The organism is Amycolatopsis sp. DSM 110486, from assembly GCF_019468465.1.
Lineage (GTDB): Bacteria > Actinomycetota > Actinomycetes > Mycobacteriales > Pseudonocardiaceae > Amycolatopsis.
This window is the reverse complement of the sequence record NZ_CP080519.1, coordinates 8,111,497-8,132,071: the sequence shown is the minus strand read 5'-3', so window position 1 is coordinate 8,132,071 and position 20,575 is coordinate 8,111,497. Positions and strand designations below refer to the sequence as shown.

Below are 20,575 nucleotides of genomic sequence, written 5' to 3'. Positions count from 1 at the left end.
CTTCGATCGTCTCGGCGGCCGTATCGAGCGCCGCCTCGCGAGATGGGACGTCACGCACACTGCTCGTTGTGCGCGGAGGTGTCGGCCGAGGCCCACCTGCGGGCCCCGGCCGACACCCAGTTACGGCAGACTATTTACTGGTTGTCGTCGTTGAACAGGTAGCGGCCGGGAACCTCGTCAGGCCGCAGGATCTTGTTGTCGCCGGGGAACGGCTTGATCCACCCGGTCGAGGTGTACCAGTCGTACCGGCCCAGCTGCGGCTGGTTCACTCCGTCGACCTGAGCGTGTTCTCCGGTCAGCTTCGGCATCGCCACGTTCTGGTGCCACTGGGCCCAGGCATCCGCCGTCTGCTGCTGGTCGGCGGGAGCGGCCGGGGCCACGCTCGCCTGAGCCGACGGGGAACCCGAGGCCGGAGTCACCGGGATCAGGTTGCTCACGCCCTCGGTGAGCGGGATTTGGTTGGCCACCGTGGTGTAGGGGGTGACGTTCGGCGTGTCGGTGAACGCGCTGAACATCGGCGTCGCGGCGCGGTCCTCCTGGTTCAGCGGCTGCATCCCGAGGATTTGTTCGATCGTCTTCACCGCGTTGACCTGCGTGAAGTACTCGCTGTTGACGACGCCGCGCTTGGCGTACGGGCTGGCGATGAAGAACGGCGCACGGTGCCCGTCGACGTGGTCGGTGCCGGCCTGGGTGTCGTCCTCGAACACGAACACGGCCGAATCCTTCCAGAACCGGCTGTGCGAGATGTCGGAGATCATCCGGCCGACGGCCAGGTCGTTGTCGGCGACCTGGGCCCGCGGGGTCGCGGGTCCACCGGTGTGGTCGTTGGGCAGCGACATGGTCGTCAGAGCCGGCAGATCACCAGTCTGTTCGGCCTTCTTGAAGTCCTGCTCCCAGACGTCGACCTTGTACTGGTCGGGGATGGCCAGGTTGAACTGAGGGAAGTTCGGGTTGCTGATGGCGTTGTTCGACGGCACGTCGGAGTACGACTTGTACGCGTCCATCGCCACCGGGAGGCTGCCGGTGGCCTTGCCCTCGAGGATCTGCGAGTCCGCGTAGTACTGCTGCCACGAGCCGGGGGTTCCGCTGGCGATGGCCTCGTATTCGCCGTAGTTGCGCGCCGACTTGCCGGCGCGTGCGGCGGCGTCCCAGATGAACCCGTCGCGCTGGTAGGCCAGCGCGTCCCGGGCGTTGTAGGGGTAGCTCCGGGCCCAGGCGCTGGCCGCGTCCTGTGCCAGGTAGTCGTTGGGCTCGGCCTGCGTCAGCCAGTTGTGCCCGTCCGCCGACAGCATGCCGTTGTCGTAGAAGTTGTCGAACGTCGTGAACGTGTTCGCCATGCTGTGCTCGTTCGGCGTGACAGCGGCGCCGAAGCTGGTCCGCGACGGGTCGCCGTTGCCCTTGCCCAGGTCGCCGAGGATCTGGTCGTAGGTCCGGTTCTCCTTGATGATCATGAACACGTGCTTGATCGGCGACGTCTCACCGTGCTGCCGCGGGATCGCTGTCAGCCGGCCGTGACCGTTGGCGTCCGACTGCTCGTTCCCCGCCTGCGCCGGGCGGTCCCAGGCGTTGTTGCTGAACACCTGCCGGGTCGTGTCGGCGAGCTGCCGGCCGTCCGGCATGGCGAAGGAGGTCAGCGTGCCCTTGTAGGCATAGCTCTGCGGAGCGCCGTCGGTGCCGATGCCCTGCTGGTTGCTGACGATGACCTTGCCCAGCCTGGCGTCGAACTGCACCTGGTTGGGGTACCAGTCGGTCGGGATCAGGCCCTGGTACTTCACCGGTCTGCGGGGGCCGTCGTATTCGAACTGCGCGAGCGCGTTGTCGCGGCCGACACTCACCAGCATGTGCTTCGCGTCGGTGAACGCGATCGAGTTCGGCGACGAACCGACCTGAATACCCGGCAGCGGTTCCACGTTGACGGTCTGCGTCACCTTGTGCGTGGCCGCGTCGATCACCGAGACGGTGTCGCTGTTGGTGTTGGTCACGAACACCGCGCCGTCGTGCTGGGTCAGCGACGTCGGCTGGAGACCGACGTTGACGGTGTCGACGACCGTGTTGGTCGCGAGGTCCACCACCGAGACCGTACCCGTCGCCGAAGCGCCGGTCACCGGGTCGGACACGATGTTCGTGCCGTCGGACTTGTTGGTCGTGTCGCCGGCGACGGCGGTACGGCCACCGCGGTTCGACACGAACGCCTTGTTCCCGGCGATCGTGACGGCCTGCGGCGCATTCCCCACCGCCACCTGGGCCGTGAGCGTGTTCGTGGCGGTGTCGACCACGCCGAGCTTGTTGCTGCCGCTCAGCGCGAGGTACAGCTTCCCGCCGTCGGCCGACAGCGTCAGCCCGTACGGCAGCGACCCGCCCGGCAGCGCGAGCTTCGCCGGCGCGGTCGGGTTGGTGATCATGCCGTTGGAGCCGACTGCGTACTTCAGGACGCTGGCAGTCGTGGCGGCATACAGGGCTGAGCCGTCGGGCGAGTACACCGGTGCCGCGACACCGGTGCCCCCGAACGTCTGCAGCACCGAACCGCTTGCGGCGTCAAGGATGGTGATCGACGGCGTGCCGGAGTTGGTGCCGCCTGTCTGCACCGCCACCTTCGAGCCGTCCGGGCTGATGGCGCTACCGATCGATTGCGCGGAGAACGTGGCCGCACGCGCTCCGAACGGGGAGATCCAGTGGTTGTCCGACGTCAGGATCCGCCCGGCCGCGTCGTGCTGGCCGAGCATGCTCGTACCGAACGGGTTGTCCGGGACGTGGGCCACCGCGGCGGACGCGACGCCGCCGACCGTGAGCATGACCACGGCAGAGCCAGCGATCGTCCAGCGCTTGCGCGCGGCAGACCGTCGTCGTTGAACTTGCACCATCGATCCTTTCACAGAACAAATGTTCGGAGGGGACTCCGGGAACTAAACAACCCCAAGACGGCGCCGCACCGAACGCGCGATTGCCCTGGCGGAGTAAAGGGATGGCCAGCGGGTTACGGGATGCCATCAGAACAGGGTCAGACGAGCACCTGTCACATTCAAAGGCGACGAACCAAACAATACGGTTAAATCGACGATTCCCGTTAGGTATGTCCGCTGCCCATGTGAACTCGACCGCCGATCGAGCACAGTGCCCGTCCACAACTTTTTCGACGAGCTAGCAATTTGCCCATAGCTTACCTGGTTAACTTCTGGATTACCTGTTTAACTCATCACTTTGCTTTTCGGCGATTGGTCGCTGGCGGCTTCAGGCCCGCCGGACGACGATCGCGAAACTGACCTCCCTGATCGCCTGCATCGTGTTCGGCTTGCCGCCGCAGCAGCAGGTGAAGGCGTTCAAGGTGTCGTGCGGCGCGATGCTGGCCGCGCTGCTGCTGACGGCCGGCTTCACCGCGTCGCCTGCCTCGGCTCCGTCGCCGACCACAAAGCCGACCGCAGGGACGACCTCTCCCGCTGTTGCCCTGCAGCAGGCCACACCAAGCTGGGGAAACACCCACCCCGCCCCGCCCACGCGATCGAAGGCTTCGCCGACCACATCAGCGTGCTGCCCGGGGCGACCGTGCGCCTGTTCGTACGCAAGGACACCCGACCGACAATCGCGTGGTCGAGGCGCCGTTCTCGGCGATCCAGACGCTGTTCGCACAGAACGTCGCGGGGTTCGTGGGCGCCAAAACCCAACTGCGCGGGCCGCCAGCAGATGCTCCGGTCACCGTCTGATCGCCGGCGCTGGGCCCTGTCGGCCCTCAGGACGGCGACCCAGGCCGGTGGCCCGTGTCGCCCGCGGCGCTGCGGCAGGGAGGAGACACGGGCCTCCACTGACCGCGAGGCACAGTTCGCTGACGGTGAACCACGGAATCGGACACGCGGCGAGACGCGTTGGTAGAGCATGAACAACGACAAGGCGGAGCCCGACCCACTGGACGCCTACTCGGCCATCGTCACCTCCGTCGCCGCGCAGCTCACACCGCGCGTCGCGGCATTGACCGTCCGCTCTCGCAGCGGAGAGTCCACCGGGTCGGCCGTCGTGCTGACCACCGAATCCCACCTGATCACCAACTCCCACGTCATCTCCGGCGGCAACCACGGCACCGCGGAATTCGCCGACGGCACCGAAGCACGCTTCGACGTCGTAGGCAGCGATCCGCTCTCCGACATCGCCGTGATCCGCGCCGACCGGGAAATCCCCGCCCCACCGGAATACGGCGACGCCGACAACCTTCTCGTCGGCTCCCTCGTCGTCGCCGTCGGCAACCCTCTCGGCCTGGCCGGCACCGTCACCGCCGGAGTGGTCAGCGCGCTCGGCCGCAGCATCCCGGCCCGCACCCGCACCGCCGCACGGCTGATCGAAAACGTCATCCAAACCGACGCCGCGCTCAACCCCGGCAACTCCGGCGGCGCACTGGCCGACAGCCACGCCCGGATCATCGGCATCAGCACCGCCGTCGCAGGCTTCGGTCTCGGGCTGGCCGTCCCCATCAACGCCACCACCCACCGCATCGTCCACGCACTGATGCACGACGGCAGAGTCCGCCGCGCCTACCTTGGCCTGGTCACCGCCCCGGCACCCCTGACACCGGCCCAAGCCGAACGATTCGCACAGCGCACCGCCCTGCGCATCGTCGAGGTGGTAGAAGACAGCCCCGCCGCACGCAGCGGACTCAAGCCCGCCGACCTGGTCCTCGCCGTCGACGGCACCCAGCTCCCCAACGCCCAATCACTCCAGAAACGCCTGTTCTCCGACGCCATCGGCCGGCAGATGGAAGTCACCGTCCTCCGCAACGGCGCTCTCGTCGACGTGATCGCCGTACCCGCCGAACTCCCGGACTGACCCCGGGGAGCACGGGACGACCACTCACGAGGTGCCGGATCAACACGGAGACCGGCACAACGTCCTCTGGCGACGGGCTCGGCCGATTCACCGAGAATCTACTCCGGCACGAGGGGGCTCAACCTCGTGCGCGCGACCCCAGCGGAACGCACCCTTTACCCGTTCACCTACCGCGAGTAGATCAGCAGCACGACCGACGAGGGCCGTTACGCCCTTGCGCTCTGGGAAACGAACCCGGGCCTAATCCGATTGCTCGTAGCCAGCGAAGGCGACAGCACCAAAGCTGCCCCGACGGGAGCAACACGAGCCCGTGACCTGTAGTAGCGCGCGTTTCAGGCGCAGCGCGCGTTTCAGGCGCAGCGCGCGGGTCAGGCCGCGCAGTACCGACGACGTCGGTTTCGGAGCACGGGCCCGTTCCAGCGGGTGTAGTAGTCGGTGCAGATGCCCGCGCGGGCGGCCACCTCCTCCCCGCGCAGGCAGGGGGTGAGGCGCCGCGTCGTGGACCCCAGACAGGGGCCGCGCCCCGCACCTGCCGGCCACACGACCGACCCGAGCCAGCACGGTGTCCTGGGCTTCCGCAGCCGAGCCAGCGATACGTGACGCCAGCCCCGTCGTGACCGATGGCATGGTCTTTCGACTCTTTCGTTCTTCCGTCCGGGCGGGGTGCACTCGAGTCGAGGGAACGAGACGAGGGTGAGGGGGGCCATGCCTGAGCGACGAATTCCGGACGCCGTCACGGTCAAGACCGCCGTGGCCGCCGCCGTCCGCGCACCGTCGGCGCGCAACACCCAGCCGTGGTCCTGGCGCATCGGGTACCGAACACTGCACCTGTTCGCCGACCCGCACCGACACTCCCCCACCACAGACGCCGACGAACGCGACACGGTGCTCAGCTGCGGCGCGGCCCTGCACCACCTCCGAGTCGCCTTCGCAGCCCTCGGCTGGGCCACCGACGTCGACCGGATACCCGACCCAGCACAACCCGACCACCTGGCCGTCGTCACTCCGCATCCGAGTGATCCGACTGCGAACGAGCTCACCCTGGCCGCAGCCATCCTCCAGCGGCGCAGCGATCGCCGAACTCACACCGGACCGGCCCTGTCACCCTGGTACCTCGACACGCTCGCGGCCACGGTGGCCAAGGAAGGCGCGCAGCTCAAGATGGCCCGCTCGGCGGCCCTGCGCCACTTGGCCGAGGCGATCGAAACGGCTTGGGCGGACCCTCCTTCAGAGCGTGTAACTCCACGACCCGTCGTCGCCCTCAGCTCCGACGTCGCGGGTGCCGCCGCAGGAACGCGGCTGTCTGCTCGGACCGAACGCGACAACGCCGTGCTGCTCGTCCTGAGCACTCCTGGTGACGATCGAAGGTCGCGCTTACGCGCCGGCGAAGCCACCAGCGCTGCGCTGCTCGCCGCGACCGCGCTCGGGCTCGCCTCCTGCGCCCTCACCCAGCCGCTGCGCAATGCGGCAACACGTAGCGAGGTCAGTGCCCGCGTGACCGGAAGCCTGTGTCCCCAGGTACTGCTGCGCCTCGGATGGGCGCCGCTCACCGCCGCCGCGCTGCCACAGACATCACGACGCGCGCTGACCGACGTCCTGCAACCACTCGAAGCGCCTCCGTGCTGACCAGGATGCCCACCGCGCCACAAGAAGGATTGAAGGGCGGTCGCCCACTGTCGTTCGCCCCTGTGATCGACCAGCAGCGGCAGACAATGAAATGTGGCATCAACCGGCTCAAGTGACGCGCCGGCCGGGGTCCGCGTCGCGCTCACCGGCGGAGCAACGACATGGATATGCGTCCAGGAAATCCCCAGCACCAAGGCGAGCTGCAAGAAGCGGCTACGCCATCATGCTCTGTGCCCGGTCTGTGGCGGTGTGTCCGGCGAGGCGTGTTCGGCGGCCGGACACTGAGCTCGCCGCCGGACGACGGTCGCAGTGAAGGCTGCGGCTGCGGCAGCGGTCGCGGCGAGCAACACAAAGCCGAGCAGGTAGGAGCCGGTGGCGCCGAAGACGACGCCCATGACCAGAGGCGGGAAGAAGCCGCCCAGGCCGCCGGCTGCACCGACGAGTCCGGTCACAGCACCGACCTCGCCCGGTGCGACCAATCGCGCCAAGAGCGCGAACACCGCGCCGGTTCCGGTGCCGAGGGCACCGGCGATGCCGAGGAAGAGCAGCGTGCCGACCGGCATAAGAGGCGGTTCGAACGCGGCGGCGAGCGCCAGGATGCCGACCACCACGAAGGCCGCGACGAGGATTTCACCGGATCCGCGCGATCGGACAGCCAGCCGCCGACCGGCCGCATCGCGACGGCGAGCACTACGAAGCCGGCGGTGCGCAGAGCTGCGTCTCCACGGTCGAGACCGAACGAGGTGACCAGATAGGTGGGCAAATAGACGCTGAACGCGACGAACCCGCCGAACGCCACCGCGTACAGCGCGGCGAGCTGGCTGGTCGCCGGCATCCGCAGGGCAGAACCCGGTGTCCGTCGGCACTGTCCACAACCTCCTAGCAGACCACCGCCGCCGACAACTGATCACTGCTGGTTCGGCGGGTACTGCGGGGACCCGTACCTCGGCTCCGCGCTCCGACCAGCTCCCTCGCAACCTCAAGCTGCCGACCGAACACCTCGCCGATGATCGCGAGCGCGCCCGAGCTTCGCGGTGATGGGCAGGGCGGCGATCAGGCCGCCGAGGGCGATGGTGAGGCAGAGCCAGGCGAACCAATCGCCGAGACGGCTGTAGGCCGTCGCCGCCGGGCCTGCGACGTCAGCCACGATGGTGGTGAACGCGGCCGGCCCGCCGGTGTGTGCTTGCGCCAGCACCCGTCCCCAACCGTCGGTGATCATCAGCGAGCCATTTTGGCCCGTCCATGCCACGGGCATCCCGTTCTCCACGCCCCGCAGCAGGCCGGTGCGGCTGTGCTGCCAACCGTTCTCGTTGTTGTCCGAGGCGGGAACCGCGAGCAGCGTGGTGCCCGCCGTGCCATAGTCGCGACTCGGCTGGGAGAAGTCGAGGTCGGCACAGATCTCGATACCTGTTCGGGTTCCCGGAGCGAAGATCAGATCATGTCCGTGCGGGTTTACGCGATCGTGCTGCTTGAGGTATCGCACCGGGTTCCCGCCATTCGCGGGAAAGACCAGGGCGAAGTTGTCATGCGCGTGCCCCTCGGTCTGGACGAACCCGAGCACGATGTCGATGTCGCGCGCCTGAGCGGCCTGGCGCATCGGCTCGATGAGCGGGGCGGGGGCAGCCCCTTCCACGCCCAACGCACCTTCCGGCAGCACCGCGGTCCGCACCCCCGCCGGCAGGTTCTCGACCTCGCGGACATAACCGGCTACGAGCGCTTCGCTGACCGGCGGCGCCCAGGAGTATTGATTGGGTGCGATGGCCGCAACACGTTGTGGTGCGCCACCCGTGCCCGCCAGGCGCAGTGCACCGAACCCGAGAGCGGCCACGACGACCACCACGGCCACGGTCGCCGTGCGCAGGCGGGCTCCTCTCAGCACACCGGGTGCCGCCAGCACCGCGACCGCGCAGGGCACGAAGATCACCAGGAACTCGACCATCCACATCCCACCGATGGCCGCGGTCTGCAGTACCAACGGCACGTCGCCCTGATCGTTGGCGCGGGTGCCAACCAGCCCCATCGGGTTCGTGACGGACACGATGTACAAAACACCCGTCCACGCGGCGGGGGCGGCCACTGCGGCCAGCAGAGTACGGCCACGCACCACCAGCGCGCGGAAAAGACAGACGACGAGCATAAACGTCAGCGACATGCCTAAGATGATCATCAGGCCGACCGGGAGCATCGGTTCGTCATGGGAATGCAAATGAAATCCCCAGCTGTTGCTCGTGCCGAGCAGGTACGCGCCGAACGCCACCCCCAGCGCGCTCGCCTGCCGCACGCGCGGGGCGAGCAGCAGCACCGGCAATGGCGCGAGCCAGGTCAGCGCGGCAACCGGGGCGAGCCCGGTGCCAAAGTAGAACAGAGCCGCGGAGCCTGCCAATCCGGCCAGGAGGGCGAAAGCTGACTTCATCCCTGCCCCTCTCAGTTCCCGCTGACTTTCCCAGCAGCCCGGCAGCTGGGCACTGGGCCAGACCGGAGGAATCGGGGTAGGGCCAACCCCACCTCCGCGCCTTGCCAGGCGCCGACGACCAGGAACCGCTCGTCAGCAGGATCGCCGCGAGACAGAGAGCACGCCGCGGGTCCAGGCCCGATCGGTGATTGTGAACAACGTCGGGCGCGGCAAACGCAGTTGACGCGGTCACACCGGCATCGCGGGTGAACGGCTCGACGGGCCCGGCACCGGTGCATTTTCACGCTGCCGTAGCCGAGCAAGCCGGTGAGCACGCTTCCAGCGACGATGCGGGCGATGGTGTTCCCTCGACCTACGGCATGTCTTCGATGGTGACCGCCAGCGCGTTGCTGGCCGCTGCGACCCTCGCGGCGGGGCGGGTCTCAGAAACGATCGTTCGCGAGACACACGCGGCTGATCGGCGTTTCCGCAGGAGCGATCTGTAAAGGTTGCCGTGTCCGCGCCAATGTCACGTTCTCGGGGGGTCACGGCCTGGACCATGCGGATCGGCTACGGGCGGGCGTCTGGCCCGCAGTCCCGGCTACCACCAGCACACTCGACCAAGGGATTATGACTTGTCCAGGCGCTTCCTCCTGCTCACCGCCACGACGGTCGCCGCGTTCGGCCTGACCGCATGCGGCACCAACGCGACGCCCGCCACCCACGCGCCGCCCGCCACCACGCCCCACGCCCATGCTGAGATCGTGCCCATCACACCGCCGGAGGCCGCACCGGCGCCTGGGGCGGCGGCCACCTACCTGGCGAAGAAGGTCGGGGAACGAGTCGGAATCACCAACAGGGACGGCAGCAAAGCGGTCGACTTCTGGATCACGAAGATCAGCGTGGACCCGAAGTGCGACCCCTACAGCCAGCGCACGGCGAACAGGGACACGGTCGTCCTGGACATCACCGTGAAGACCTACACCGACAAGGTCGCGGGGCAGCGCTTAAGCCCGTTCACGGTCCTGCCCGGCAGGATCAACCCGTTCTCGTTGTCGACCACTGGCACTGTCGGCACGAGAGTGATCGAGACGGACAAGTGCGTGACGACGCCGAAAAAGCTGCCGTCGACCTACGTGCCTGGCCACGCCTACACGGGGCAGATCGCGTTCGCCACGCCATACAACACCGGCAAGGTCCAGGTGACCCAGAGCTCCGGCTACTTCCCGAACGGCAACGTCGGGTGGGAATGGTCGTACTGACCACCCGGTTGGCGGGGCTCCACCTGGGAGCGCGTGACCGAGCGGTACCAGGCCAGCGAGGCCGAGCGGCGCGCACGGCGACCGCTGGGCGAGGTCGGCGATGAGCCCCAGCACGTCGAGGGCCGCGCACGCGCAGTGGCGCCGGCACCTGGCGCAGCGGCGAACCAGACCTGCGTTGATGATATTTCCACCTACTGGATTCCCTAAAGGATCTGACCCGATGTGGAACGACACCATCGAACTTGCCCGAGAGTATTCACGGCAGGCCGAACACGTAGACCCCTCTGAGGCCTGGACGCCGCAGGACTCGAGCCGCGCTGCCGATGCGCTTCTCATGCTTGTGCAGGCTGAAACCTTGCGCCGGACCTCCCGGCTCACCGTCGATGCCGACCGCCCGAGACTCGCCGCGATCGCCCGGAATGACAACTGAGCGCTGATTCCACGCGAAATCACCTCGCGCTCATCGACACTGAGGTGGTCCGCTCGGGAAACCGGCCGCTTGGGGGCGATCCCGCCATGATGCTTGAGCACGGTGAACACCGACCCAGGCGGCTTGTCCAGTGCACGTCCGATCACGCTGATCGACTCTCCGGCCCTCCACCGCCCCCACAACTCCTCCTTCATCGGATCCGACATGCCCGGCCGACCCAGACGCGCCACAAACCCCTCCTCAACCAGCCCCGATGCACCGACCGGTTGAATCTAAGGCGTCTTTCTTCGCAGCGGAGCTGGACCGTCCGTCGCGATGAAGGTCGAGTTCGTCGACTCCCAGCCGGAGGAACACGGTGTCCAGCCGGTCCTGGAGGCACTCAAGCAGACGCCTGCCGAGATCGCGCCGTCGACGTACTACGCGGCCAAGTCCCGTCCGGAGTCCGCCCGCGCGGCATCCGACCAGGTGCTGGCCGAGAAGATCGAGCAGGTGCACGAGGCCAACTACGGCGTCTACGGGGCCAGGAAGGTCTGGGCCGAGCTGAACCGCCATGGCGTGGATGCGGCCAGGTGCACGGTTGAGCGGCTCATGCGCGAGATCGGGCTGCGGGGCCTGCGCCGCGACAAGGGCCCGCGCACGACACGGCCGGCGCCGGAGACAGGCAGACCGGCTGACCTGGTGAAACGTGACTTCACGGCCAGGCGCGTGAACGAGATGTGGGTCGCGGACATCACCTACGTGCGCACCGCCGCCGGCGGTGCAGGTGATCGAAGGTAGTGGTGCACACCGGGAGGTCGGGTTGATCCGGCTGCCGCGGTGGGGGCGGGTGGTTCCCGCCGACGGTCTCGTGCCGTGGCTGGTGGTCGATAACGGAGGCGCGCCGGTTGAACCGGTCCGGCTGTTCTTGCTCGACTTCGTCGCGCGAGACAACAGCGCGGGATCTGTGCGCAGCTACGCCTACGCGTTGTTGCGGTGGTGGCGGTGGTTACACGCGGTCGATGTGGCGTGGGATCGAGCCGGCTCGGCCGAAGCGCGCGACCTCGTTCTGTGGCTGAAGCAGGCGACGAAGCCGTCGGCGCCGCGCCGGTCAGCATCTGCTGCGACGGCGGGGACGATCAACCCGATCACGCGGAAGCGTCACCTCGTGCCCAGTACGAGCCGCGGACGATCCGGCACTCGAACGCGGTGGTGCGCAGCTACTACACCTACTGGATCGACCTTGGCGAAGGCCCTTTGATCAACCCTGTGCAGCTGGACCAGCGGGGCCGCTCGGGAACGTGGCCGAGACCGACGGAGCTCGGGCAGCCGCGCGGGCGGCTGCGGTACAACCCGAAGGTGCCGCGGCACAGACCCCGGGCCCTCTCCGACGAGCAGTGGCGGCAGGTCTTCACCGCGCTGCGCTCGCATCGAGACCGGGCGCTGCTCGCGTTGGCGGTCAGCTGCGCCGCCCGCGCGCAGGAGGCCCTGGGTCTTCGAGGGGTGGACGTCGACTGGGGTGAGCAGTTGGTCCGGGTCGTGCGTAAGGGGTCCCGTGCGGAGCAGTGGCTTCCGGCGAGCGCCGAGTTTTTCGTCTGGTTGCGCCTCTACCTCGCCGAGCTACAGACACCGCTGCTCCCACAGGATGCGCTGTGGTGGACGCGGCGCCGCCGTGACCACGGCGATGGCCTGCAACGGCAACCGCTGCGCTACGACGCGCTGCGCGCGGTGTTCCGGCGGGTCAACACCGAGCTGGGCACCAACTGGACCATGCACGACCTGCGCCACACCGCGGCCCTGCGGATGGCCGGCGACACCAGCCTGTCGTTGATCGACGTGCAAACCATCCTCGGCCACGCCCACCTGTCGACCACAGCGGACGTCTACCTCATCCAGGAGGAAGCCCAGGTGATCAACCGTGTCCGCGAGCACCTCGATGAACGCCGGCAACGGTCGGTGGCCGCGCCGCCCGCACCGGCTTGCGAATACCGCGCGAACGACCTGGAGATCCTCTTCGAGACGGGGCTGTCGTGACCACACCCGCTCCCACCGCACCAGCCACCGCCGACACCGTGCCCACCCCTGCCGATCACCGCGAAGGACCGGACGATCGTGCGCTCGTGAACGACATCCTCGCGCGGTTCCCAACGTTGGCGAACTGGCCCTCAGACGCAAGCAAAGATGCTCGTGTCCGCCACATCCACGGTGGCCGGAAGGTCCTGAACTGGCTCGCCGAGCATCCCGGAGAGACCTGGCAGGAACGCTGGCTCGTGTCCGGTGCCGACCGCGACATCGCGTGGGTGGAGATGATGGTCGCGCGCGATAGCCGCCGCCCGCACACCGCCCGGGACGAACTCACCCGCGGGCTGAGCAGCCTGCTGCTGGGCCAGCTGATCCGACCCAGCTACGCCTTCATTCACGCCTGCCGCCTCACCAGCCTGCCGCGCTGGATCCGGCAGTCACGCCGCCCGGAGCTGTTCGCACAGTTGCAACAACGCGGCAACGAACTGGCGACCCGCAGCGAAGAGGTGGCCAACGCGCTGACCGTGCTCAGCTGGATCGTTCTGCACACCGGCCGCGAGGTCGACCAGTTGACCGCGCAGGACGTCCTGAACTACCGGGCATGGCGTCGTGGCCAGGCTCAAGGCCGGTCGAGCGGCGGGATCGGCGGGCTCGCGTTGAGCTGGGTGCTGCTGCGCGAGGTGGCCGACCTCGGAGACCACCTGACGCTCAAGGACGCGCTACGAGCCGGGCAGCGCCCCACCGCGGAGCTGGTCGACGGCTACGGCATCCGCACCCGCGCCGTCCGGGATGTGCTCGTGCGCTACCTCGACGAGCGGCGCCCGGCGCTGGACTACGCCAGCTTCCGAATGTTGACCGGCAGCCTGGCGGGACGGTTCTGGGCCGACATCGAACGCCACCGTCCGCAGGTCGACTCACTGAAGCTGTCAAACGAAGTCGCCGCGGCGTGGAAGCACCGTCTGAAGACGGTCACCGGCCGCGACGGCCGTAGCCGGCCCCGCCAGGACTACTTTGCGCTGCTCAACCACGTGCGCTCGTTCTACCGAGACCTGCAGGAATGGGCCCACGACGACCCGGCGTGGGTGGCGTTCAGCGTCCCCAGCCCGATCCGCCGCAGCGATCTTGCCGGGCTCGGCAAGCAGATAAAGCAGACCACAGCGCGGATGCACCAGCGGGTGCAGGAGCGGCTGCCGCGCCTGCCGGACCTCGTCGACTCCGCCGAACAGCACCGCCTGGCTCAGACCGCGTTCCGCGACGCGGCGACGTCCGTGCCCCTCGACGGGCTGTTCGATCACCTCGGCTGTACGTATCGCCGTGTGCTTCCCCGGTCCTACATCGGCGGGCACGACCGTTCGCTGGTGCCTCGTGTCCGCGTGCAGCGCACCGGCGACGACACCGTGATCGACCTCGACCGCGTTGAACACGACGCGTTCTGGGCCTGGGCGGTGATCGAGACCCTGCGGCACACGGGCGTACGCGTCGAAGAGCTGCTCGAGATCAGCCACCTGGCGCTGATCGCCTACACCTTGCCCGACACCGGCGAAACGGTGCCGATGCTGCAGATCGTGCCCTCGAAAAGCAACGAGGAGCGTCTCCTGCTGGTGAGCCCGGAGCTGGCGTCAGTGCTGGCCACCATCATCACGCGGCTCCGCCGCGACAACGACGGCGCCGTGCCCCTGACTTCGCGCTACGACAAGAAGGAACGCGCCGTCGGGCCCCGACTGCCGCACCTGTTCCAGCACCGCATCGGATCGCAGTGGCACACCTTCTCCGAAGCCACCATCAAAGAGCTGCTGCAGGCCGCACTCGACCGCGCCGGGCTGGCAGATCCTACCGGCCAGCCTCTGCAGTACACGCCGCATGACTTCCGCCGCATCTTCGCCACCGACGCGGTCACCGGCGGCCTGCCCGTCCACATTGCCTCACGCGTGCTCGGACACGCGAACCTGCAGACCACCCAGGGCTACCTCGCCGTCTTCAACGACGACATCGTGCGTTCCTACCGATCCTATTTGGACAAACGCCGGGCGACGAGGCCGCAGGCGGAGTACCGCGAACCCACGCAGCAGGAATGGGCAGATTTCCAGCAGCACTTCCAGCTGCGCAAACTTGAACTGGGCGACTGCGGCCGACCCTATGGCACACCCTGCCAGCACGAACACGCCTGCGTTCGCTGCCCGATGCTGCACGTCGATCCCCGCCAGCGGGGCCGGCTTGTGGAGATCGTGGCGAACCTGCGCGACCGCATCGCTGAAGCGCGCCTCAACGGCTGGCTCGGCGAGGTCGAAGGCCTCACCACCAGCCTCACTGCCGCCACAGCGAAACTGGCCGACCTCGACCGCACCCGCAATCGCCACCTCAACAGCGAGCCGGTGACGATCGGCATGCCCGCCCTGGGACGCTCGCCGTCACTGGAATGACGACGGCCGCGACATCGCCCCGATCTTAACGTCGGGGCCCCGTCGAGGACTACCAGATCTCCGTGTGGCCGGTACCAGAAGGACCCGACGCCGGGACGAAGGAGACTGTGACGCTTGACTGCGCATGTGTTGAATAGTCGCGGTTGGCGCATGAGGAGACGGGGGTTGTGCAGTGGGTGAGGTTCGTCGGGTCACACTTGATCCCTCGCAGGTCAGTCCGGGATCGACGTTGAGGCCGATCGCGCGTTTTGTGGTGGAGCGCGACGGTGTGGAACAGGCGTCGGCGGTGTTGGGGCGGGCGGAGATCTTCGAGCGCGAGCCCCTCGAGTACGCGGTGGCTCGGCTGTCCTGGGCAGAGGGCGGGCTGGGTGCCGCACGGGCCGCGGTGACCGCAGCCGTGGACGCGGCTCCGCAGGGCGTCTCGGTCTACCTGCCCGTCGCGGTGAGCTCCGACCACGCCGCTCGCCGCGACGTCGCGCAGGCGTGCGGGTTCGAGTTGTTCCAGGAGAAAGAGGGCTTCCGGTGGGCCGATACCGGCCAAGCGCTGCCCGAGCCCGTCGGCCTGCGACTGGAGCCGATGTCGCGGATCGGGCAGGAGGCGTTCATATCCGTGATCGGGCGGTGCGTGGTCCAGACCCTGGACCGAACCGACGCCCTGGTGTTCGGCCGGCACCAGCCCCAGCAGTGGGTCACCACGTTCCTGGACCACCACGCTTCTGCCGCGGACGCCCAGTCGTGGCTGTACGCCGAGACGACCGGCGGTGTGCCGGTCGGGTTCGTGGGCCTGGCCCAACGGGAAGGTGATCCAGGGGTGGGCATGATCGTGCTCATCGGTGTCCTACCTGAGCAGCGCGGTCACCGCTACGTGGACCAACTCCTGCTCGCGGCCTACCGCGCCGCCCGCGCGCGCGGCTTCGCGGCGGTGCTGTCCCTGGTCGATGTGGACAACCACCCGATGATGGCGGCGATGCTCCGCTCTGGCGCGGACCCCCACGCCGATCCATGGCACAAATGGCTCTACACCACGTCGCCGTCTACGGGGGAGTCTTCGTCGCCGGTGCCCTGCTCCGGGGCGTCATCGCCGATGGCTACCGACCCGGCCGATTCGACGTCATCGGCGCAGGCCTAACAAGATGTAGGTGGTGGCGTGGCCGTTGGTGGTGGTGTCGTCGCCGTAGCTGTAGTTGGTGACGCTGCCGACGCCGGGAAGTGCGCGATCGATGGACGGTCTGGCGTCGCTGGCCGGTCGTTTCGGCTAATGTCGTCGCTCGTGATCGATGACGTGGAGGTGCGGTCCTCCGGGCTTCTTCCGGTTGGTGGCGGGCATGAGATCTACTGGGAGGAGTCGGGGAACCCTGACGGGATCCCTGCCCTGTACTTGCACGGAGGCCCGGGTGGCGGGCTCGGCACCGGCAAATACCGGAACAAACTCGATCCGAAGCGGTTCCGCATCATCGGTCTGGACCAGCGAGGCTGCGGACGTTCGACGCCTCTTGCCACGGCGGCCGGCTACCGGCTGGAAGACAACACCACGTCCGATCTTGTTGCCGACATCGAACGGGTCAGGAAGCACCTTCACGTCGCCGAGTGGCTACTCAACGGTGTTTCGTGGGGTTCTACGCTCGCCCTTGCCTACGCCCAGGATCATCCGGAAAGGGTGCTGGGCGTTGTTCTCATGGCAGTCACCACGACCGACCGGTTTCAGGTGGACTGGATCACCGAGACAGTCGGGGCTGTTTACCCCGAAGCGTGGGACCGGCTGGCGACGCATGCCGAGCAGGCGGGCATCGGTTATCGCCGACACGAGGGCCGTCTCATCGAGGCATACGCCCGTTTGATGACCGACGCCGACCCCGAGGTTCGTGACGCGACGGGCCGAGCGTGGATGGACTGGGAAGACCACCACATCTCGATCGGCTCTGGCCATGTCCCGCCACGCACCGACTGGAGCGATGATCTCCGTGTTTTCGCCACGCTCGTCACGCACTACTGGGCCAACGACGCGTTCCTGAATCCGCCGATTCTGCAGCGAATGGATCGCCTGCATGGCATCCCGGCCACCCTCATCCACGGTCGGCGCGACGTCAGCGGCCCGGCGGCCTTCCCCTGGTTGCTGCACCGTGCCTGGCCCGGCAGCGAGCTGATCATCGAAGAGAGCGAAGGCCATGGCGGCGAGCTCATGGTGACGGCGTGGCGCTCGGCCAATGACCGCCACGCCGATCGTATCGAGGCACGTTGACGAGTGCCGCGTTCCTGCTCGCGCCGTCAGGTCAAAACAAGGTGTCGCGCACACGTAGCGGCCGGTAGCCGGTCGGGCCGAGCTGGGCCAGCTCGCCTTCGATGTCGACCTCGATGGCGCCGAAGAAGTTGATGTTCTCGCTGGTTGGAAGGCGGCCTGCACTAGTTCGGATAATGGTGCGCTTCCCCGACGGCACCGGCGGGGAAGCGTTCTTCGAGAAGAACCTCCCGCGCGGCGCCCCCGACTGGGTCCAGACCGTGACGCTGCCCAGCTCTGGATCCCGCGGCGGCCGCGGCCCCGGCACGATCACCTACGCGCTGATCGAGGATCTGCCGAGCCTGGTGTGGGCGGCCAACCTCGCCGCGCTCGAGCTGCACGTGCGCCAGTGGACCGTCGGGCCTGGCCCGAAACGCCTGGCCCCGGACCAGCTCGTGTTCGACCTCGATCCTGGCGAGGGCGCCAGCGTGGTCGAGTGCTGCCGTGTCGCCGAGCGCCTGCTCGAGGTGCTCACCGCAGACGGGCTCACTCCGCTGCCGAAGACCAGCGGTTCGAAAGGCCTGCAGGTGTCCTGCGGTGTCCGTGTCCGCCGGCCCGAGCGGACCTCCGCCTACGCCAAGGCGATCGCCGAACAGCTCGCCGCCGAGATGCCCGACCTCGTGGTCTTCAAGATGGCGAAGAACCTGCGCACGGGCCGCGTGCTGATCGATTGGAGCCAGAACCACGTCGCGAAGACCACGATCGCCCCGTACTCGCTGCGCGGCCGCGCCACCCCCACCGTCTCCACCCCGATCACCTGGGACGAAGTCCGCGCCTGCCGCACCCCTGCCGAGCTCACCTTCACCGCCGACGACGTCCTGCACCGCGTCGACGACCACGGCGACCTGCTCGCCGAGCTCGACGCCACCCGCGTCGCGCTGCCAAGCCGGTGAAGCTGCACTCACCGGACTTAGAGCGTGTTTGAGAAGGCTTGGCGTGCCTGCGTGGCCTTGTCGGCCAGGTGATCAACAGCGCCGGAGTTGCACGACGCGTGGTACTCCTCGCACACCAGCGACCGAACAACGGGCTCTGACCGAGCCGCTGCTACCGGAGGTGAGGACCGGGTGCCAGCCGGACAGGCATCCCGCCGCGCACTGGTGGACGCGATCCTCCACATCGTGCGGACCGGGTGCTCGCGACCGCAACTTCCCGCGGACTTCCCGCCCGGACAGTCCGGGGTTATGTTGGAGTAATCACCGCTGGTCAGGCCGGTTGTGGCGAGGTGATCGGCGCGGCCGGATCCGGCTAGTGGCGGTGGGTGGCTGGGCATGTCCACCCGGACGGTTCCTGGCCAGCCTTCTGGCTGTGAGCGTGCGGGCGCTGGCGGGCGTCTGGTGAGGAAGCGGCGTGGCTGCCGCCGGAGCGGAGGCCTGATGGTTACTCAGCGGAGCGACCGGATCGCCAGGGAGCAGGCAGCGCTGCGGCGGGTGGCGACACTGGTGGCCCGCGCGACACCGCCGGAGGAGGTGTTCGCCGCGGTCGCTGAGGAAGCCGGGCGGCTGCTGGGCGCCCACCACGCGTGGATGACCCGATACGACCCCGATGGCGCGGCAAGAGTGGTCGCCACGTGGAGCAGCACCGGCGCCGCTGTCCCCGCCGGGACCCGATTGAGCCTCGGAGGGCGGAACGTGCGCACGCTGGTGTTCCAGACCGGCCGTCCCGCGCGCATCGACCACTCCACCGGCACCCCGGGCCTCGCCGCCGACGACCTCGCCCGCAAGTTCGATTACGGCGCGGCCGTGGGCGTGCCGGTCAGCGTCGAAGGCCGCCTGTGGGGCGTCATGGTCGTCGCATCCTCGCAAGGGGAGCCCCTGCCGGCCGGCTCCGAGGCGCGGCTGGCCGGGTTCACCGAGCTGGTGGCCACCGCGATCGCCAACTCGCAGGCGCGGGTGGAGCTGCGCCGGTTCGCCGAGGCGCAGGCGGCGCTGCGGCGGGTGGCGACACTGGTGGCCCGGGCGCCTCCGCCGCAGGAGGTGTTTGCCGCGGTCACTGAGGAAGCCGGGCGGCTGCTGGGCGCCCACCACGCGTGGATGACCCGCTACGAACCCGAGGGCGCGGCAAGATTGATCGCCACGTGGAGCAGCACCGGCGCCGCCGTCCCCGCCGGAACCCGGCTGCCCCCCGGAGGGCGAAACGCGTACACGCTGGTGTTCCAGACCGGCCGCCCCGCGCGCATCGACAGCTCCACCGGCACCTCGGGCCCGGACTGCGATATCGCCAGCGAGCTGGGCGTCCGCTCGGCCGTCGGCGTGCCAGTCAGCGTCGAAGGCCGCCTGTGGGGCGTCATGGTCGTGTCATGCACGCAAGAGGAGCCGCTGCCGGCGGACACCGAGACGCGGCTGGCCGAGTTCACCGAGCTCGCCGCCACCGCCATCGCCAACGCCGAGGCCCATGCAGAGCTAGCCGCCTCCCGGGCACGGATCGTGACCACCGCCGACACCACCCGCCGCCGGATCGAGCGCAACCTGCACGACGGCGCCCAGCAGCACCTGATCTCGCTCGCCCTGCAGCTACGAGCCGCGCAGCTGGCCGCGCCACCCCGGACCGGCGAGCTGATGCGGCAGCTGGACGAGGTGGCCACTGGGCTGGTCGAGGTCCAGGAGGAGCTACGCGAGATCGCCCACGGCCTGCACCCGGCCACCCTGGCCGAGCGCGGACTGCGCTCCGCGCTGAAGGCGCTGGCCCGCCGCTCCGCGGTCCCCGTCCGGCTGGATGTCCGGGTGGAGGGGCGGCTGGCCGAGCCGATCGAGACCGCCGCCTACTACGTGGTGGCCGAGGCCCTGACCAACGCGGCCAAGCATGCGCACGCCACCACCGCCGAGGTCCAGGTGGCCGCCGATAAAAGCGTGCTGCACGTGCGCGTCCGCGACGACGGCTGCGGCGGGGCCGACATAACCCACGGCTCCGGTCTCGCCGGCCTCAAGGATCGGGCCGAGGCGCTCGGCGGCCGCCTGACGCTGCACAGCCCGCCCGGAGACGGCACCACCGTTCAGGTTCAGCTCCCGGTGGAACACGTGCGAAGCCGACCAGCTGTGAGCATGTCAGCGATCAAGGACGATCGATCTTAGTCCGGAGAAGCACATCGCCGGGGCCAGTCGAGTACGACGTCGCGGTCGGCTCCGCCGGCCAGCTCCCGCGCCGCGGCGGCGTCCTGCTCGCTGTGACGCACCCGATCGGCCAGCTCGGCGACCTGCGTCTCCAGGGCCGCCAGGCGGGCCTGCAGCCGGTCCAGCCATGCCGAAGAGCGTACCGGCTACAGGCCAGTGTTCGGCGCGTCGTAGTCACGCGGGCGCATGGCGCTCGGCCCCGGTGAAGGGCCAGGTGAGCACGAGCCTCACCGAGCACCACGGTGAACGAGGTCTC

Annotated in this window: 15 protein-coding genes and 3 pseudogenes; 12 read left to right on the top strand and 6 right to left on the bottom strand. The window is 68.6% G+C overall.

Features of this window, described 5'->3' with window-relative positions; all coding sequences use genetic code 11:
- Positions 1-134: 134 nt before the first annotated feature.
- A complete protein-coding gene (locus tag K1T34_RS39470) occupies positions 135-2,861 on the bottom strand; it encodes a bifunctional YncE family protein/alkaline phosphatase family protein (RefSeq protein ID WP_220239805.1) in 2,727 nt (908 codons plus the stop codon).
- A 367-nt stretch (positions 2,862-3,228) separates the two neighbouring features.
- A complete protein-coding gene (locus K1T34_RS39465; RefSeq protein ID WP_220239804.1) occupies positions 3,229-3,516 on the bottom strand; it encodes a hypothetical protein in 288 nt (95 codons plus the stop codon).
- 351 nt (positions 3,517-3,867) lie between these two features.
- On the opposite strand from K1T34_RS39465, the gene K1T34_RS39460 reads away from it, so the two are divergent.
- Together K1T34_RS39460 and K1T34_RS39455 are read left to right on the top strand one after the other, a co-directional pair.
- On the top strand, positions 3,868-4,809 hold the full coding sequence (locus K1T34_RS39460; RefSeq protein ID WP_220239803.1) for a S1C family serine protease: 942 nt from the start codon (positions 3,868-3,870) through the stop codon (positions 4,807-4,809).
- A gap of 705 nt (positions 4,810-5,514) precedes the next feature.
- The gene (locus K1T34_RS39455; RefSeq protein ID WP_220239802.1) at positions 5,515-6,435 is read left to right on the top strand and encodes an NAD(P)H nitroreductase; all 921 of its coding nucleotides are present in this window, start codon (positions 5,515-5,517) and stop codon (positions 6,433-6,435) included.
- A gap of 221 nt (positions 6,436-6,656) precedes the next feature.
- On the opposite strand, the gene K1T34_RS54800 is transcribed toward K1T34_RS39455, so the two are convergent.
- Positions 6,657-7,046 carry a hypothetical protein gene (locus K1T34_RS54800; protein ID WP_220239801.1) on the bottom strand — a complete coding sequence of 130 codons (390 nt, stop codon included), beginning with the start codon at positions 7,044-7,046 and terminating at the stop codon, positions 6,657-6,659.
- A gap of 368 nt (positions 7,047-7,414) precedes the next feature.
- Positions 7,415-8,848, bottom strand: coding sequence for a nitrilase-related carbon-nitrogen hydrolase (locus K1T34_RS39445; RefSeq protein WP_220239800.1), 1,434 nt, complete (start codon positions 8,846-8,848; stop codon positions 7,415-7,417).
- Between the two features lie 614 nt (positions 8,849-9,462).
- Here K1T34_RS39445 and K1T34_RS39440 point away from each other — a divergent pair.
- The gene (locus K1T34_RS39440; RefSeq protein ID WP_220247884.1) at positions 9,463-10,089 is read left to right on the top strand and encodes a hypothetical protein; all 627 of its coding nucleotides are present in this window, start codon (positions 9,463-9,465) and stop codon (positions 10,087-10,089) included.
- Positions 10,090-10,309: 220 nt separating this feature from the next.
- A complete protein-coding gene (locus K1T34_RS54795) occupies positions 10,310-10,519 on the top strand; it encodes a hypothetical protein (protein ID WP_220247883.1) in 210 nt (69 codons plus the stop codon).
- Here the strand turns inward: K1T34_RS54795 and K1T34_RS54790 are convergent.
- Positions 10,504-10,713, bottom strand: a pseudogene (locus tag K1T34_RS54790) (IS30 family transposase); the annotation flags it as partial. The gene K1T34_RS54795 and the pseudogene K1T34_RS54790 overlap by 16 nt on opposite strands.
- A gap of 121 nt (positions 10,714-10,834) precedes the next feature.
- Here K1T34_RS54790 and K1T34_RS39425 point away from each other — a divergent pair.
- From K1T34_RS39425 to pip, 6 genes and pseudogenes are all read left to right on the top strand, one after another.
- Entirely contained in the window at positions 10,835-11,296 is a 462-nt protein-coding gene (locus K1T34_RS39425) for an IS3 family transposase (RefSeq protein WP_220239799.1), read from the top strand.
- A gap of 270 nt (positions 11,297-11,566) precedes the next feature.
- Positions 11,567-12,529 carry a site-specific integrase gene (locus tag K1T34_RS39420; protein ID WP_220239798.1) on the top strand — a complete coding sequence of 321 codons (963 nt, stop codon included), beginning with the start codon at positions 11,567-11,569 and terminating at the stop codon, positions 12,527-12,529.
- Positions 12,530-12,615: 86 nt separating this feature from the next.
- Positions 12,616-14,937: a site-specific integrase gene (locus K1T34_RS39415; protein WP_220239797.1), complete on the top strand. Its 2,322-nt coding sequence runs from the start codon at positions 12,616-12,618 to the stop codon at positions 14,935-14,937.
- A 577-nt stretch (positions 14,938-15,514) separates the two neighbouring features.
- A pseudogene (locus K1T34_RS53785) lies at positions 15,515-15,895 on the top strand (GNAT family N-acetyltransferase); the annotation flags it as partial.
- A 68-nt stretch (positions 15,896-15,963) separates the two neighbouring features.
- A pseudogene (locus K1T34_RS54785) lies at positions 15,964-16,128 on the top strand (hypothetical protein); the annotation flags it as partial.
- A 79-nt stretch (positions 16,129-16,207) separates the two neighbouring features.
- A complete protein-coding gene (pip, locus tag K1T34_RS39405; RefSeq protein WP_220239795.1) occupies positions 16,208-17,176 on the top strand; it encodes a prolyl aminopeptidase in 969 nt (322 codons plus the stop codon).
- Positions 17,177-17,207: 31 nt separating this feature from the next.
- Here pip and K1T34_RS39400 read toward each other — a convergent pair whose 3' ends face one another.
- Positions 17,208-17,372 carry a hypothetical protein gene (locus K1T34_RS39400; RefSeq protein WP_220239794.1) on the bottom strand — a complete coding sequence of 55 codons (165 nt, stop codon included), beginning with the start codon at positions 17,370-17,372 and terminating at the stop codon, positions 17,208-17,210.
- Between K1T34_RS39400 and K1T34_RS39395 the strand changes: the two genes are divergently transcribed.
- Both K1T34_RS39395 and K1T34_RS39390 read left to right on the top strand, forming a co-directional pair.
- Positions 17,350-18,105 carry a DNA polymerase domain-containing protein gene (locus tag K1T34_RS39395; protein WP_220239793.1) on the top strand — a complete coding sequence of 252 codons (756 nt, stop codon included), beginning with the start codon at positions 17,350-17,352 and terminating at the stop codon, positions 18,103-18,105. The two genes, K1T34_RS39400 and K1T34_RS39395, sit on opposite strands and share 23 nt — an antisense overlap.
- Positions 18,106-18,585: 480 nt before the next feature.
- The gene (locus K1T34_RS39390; protein WP_220239792.1) at positions 18,586-20,280 is read left to right on the top strand and encodes a GAF domain-containing sensor histidine kinase; all 1,695 of its coding nucleotides are present in this window, start codon (positions 18,586-18,588) and stop codon (positions 20,278-20,280) included.
- Positions 20,281-20,575 lie beyond the last annotated feature (295 nt).

Coding starts and splice junctions, on each gene's coding strand:
- K1T34_RS39470 (WP_220239805.1), bottom strand. CDS start 2,861: ATGGTGCAAGTTCAACGACGACGGTCTGCCGCGCGCAAGCGCTGGACG.
- K1T34_RS39460 (WP_220239803.1), top strand. CDS start 3,868: ATGAACAACGACAAGGCGGAGCCCGACCCACTGGACGCCTACTCGGCC.
- K1T34_RS39455 (WP_220239802.1), top strand. CDS start 5,515: ATGCCTGAGCGACGAATTCCGGACGCCGTCACGGTCAAGACCGCCGTG.
- K1T34_RS39445 (WP_220239800.1), bottom strand. CDS start 8,848: ATGAAGTCAGCTTTCGCCCTCCTGGCCGGATTGGCAGGCTCCGCGGCT.
- K1T34_RS54795 (WP_220247883.1), top strand. CDS start 10,310: ATGTGGAACGACACCATCGAACTTGCCCGAGAGTATTCACGGCAGGCC.
- K1T34_RS39425 (WP_220239799.1), top strand. CDS start 10,835: ATGAAGGTCGAGTTCGTCGACTCCCAGCCGGAGGAACACGGTGTCCAG.
- K1T34_RS39395 (WP_220239793.1), top strand. CDS start 17,350: ATGGTGCGCTTCCCCGACGGCACCGGCGGGGAAGCGTTCTTCGAGAAG.
- K1T34_RS39390 (WP_220239792.1), top strand. CDS start 18,586: ATGGTTACTCAGCGGAGCGACCGGATCGCCAGGGAGCAGGCAGCGCTG.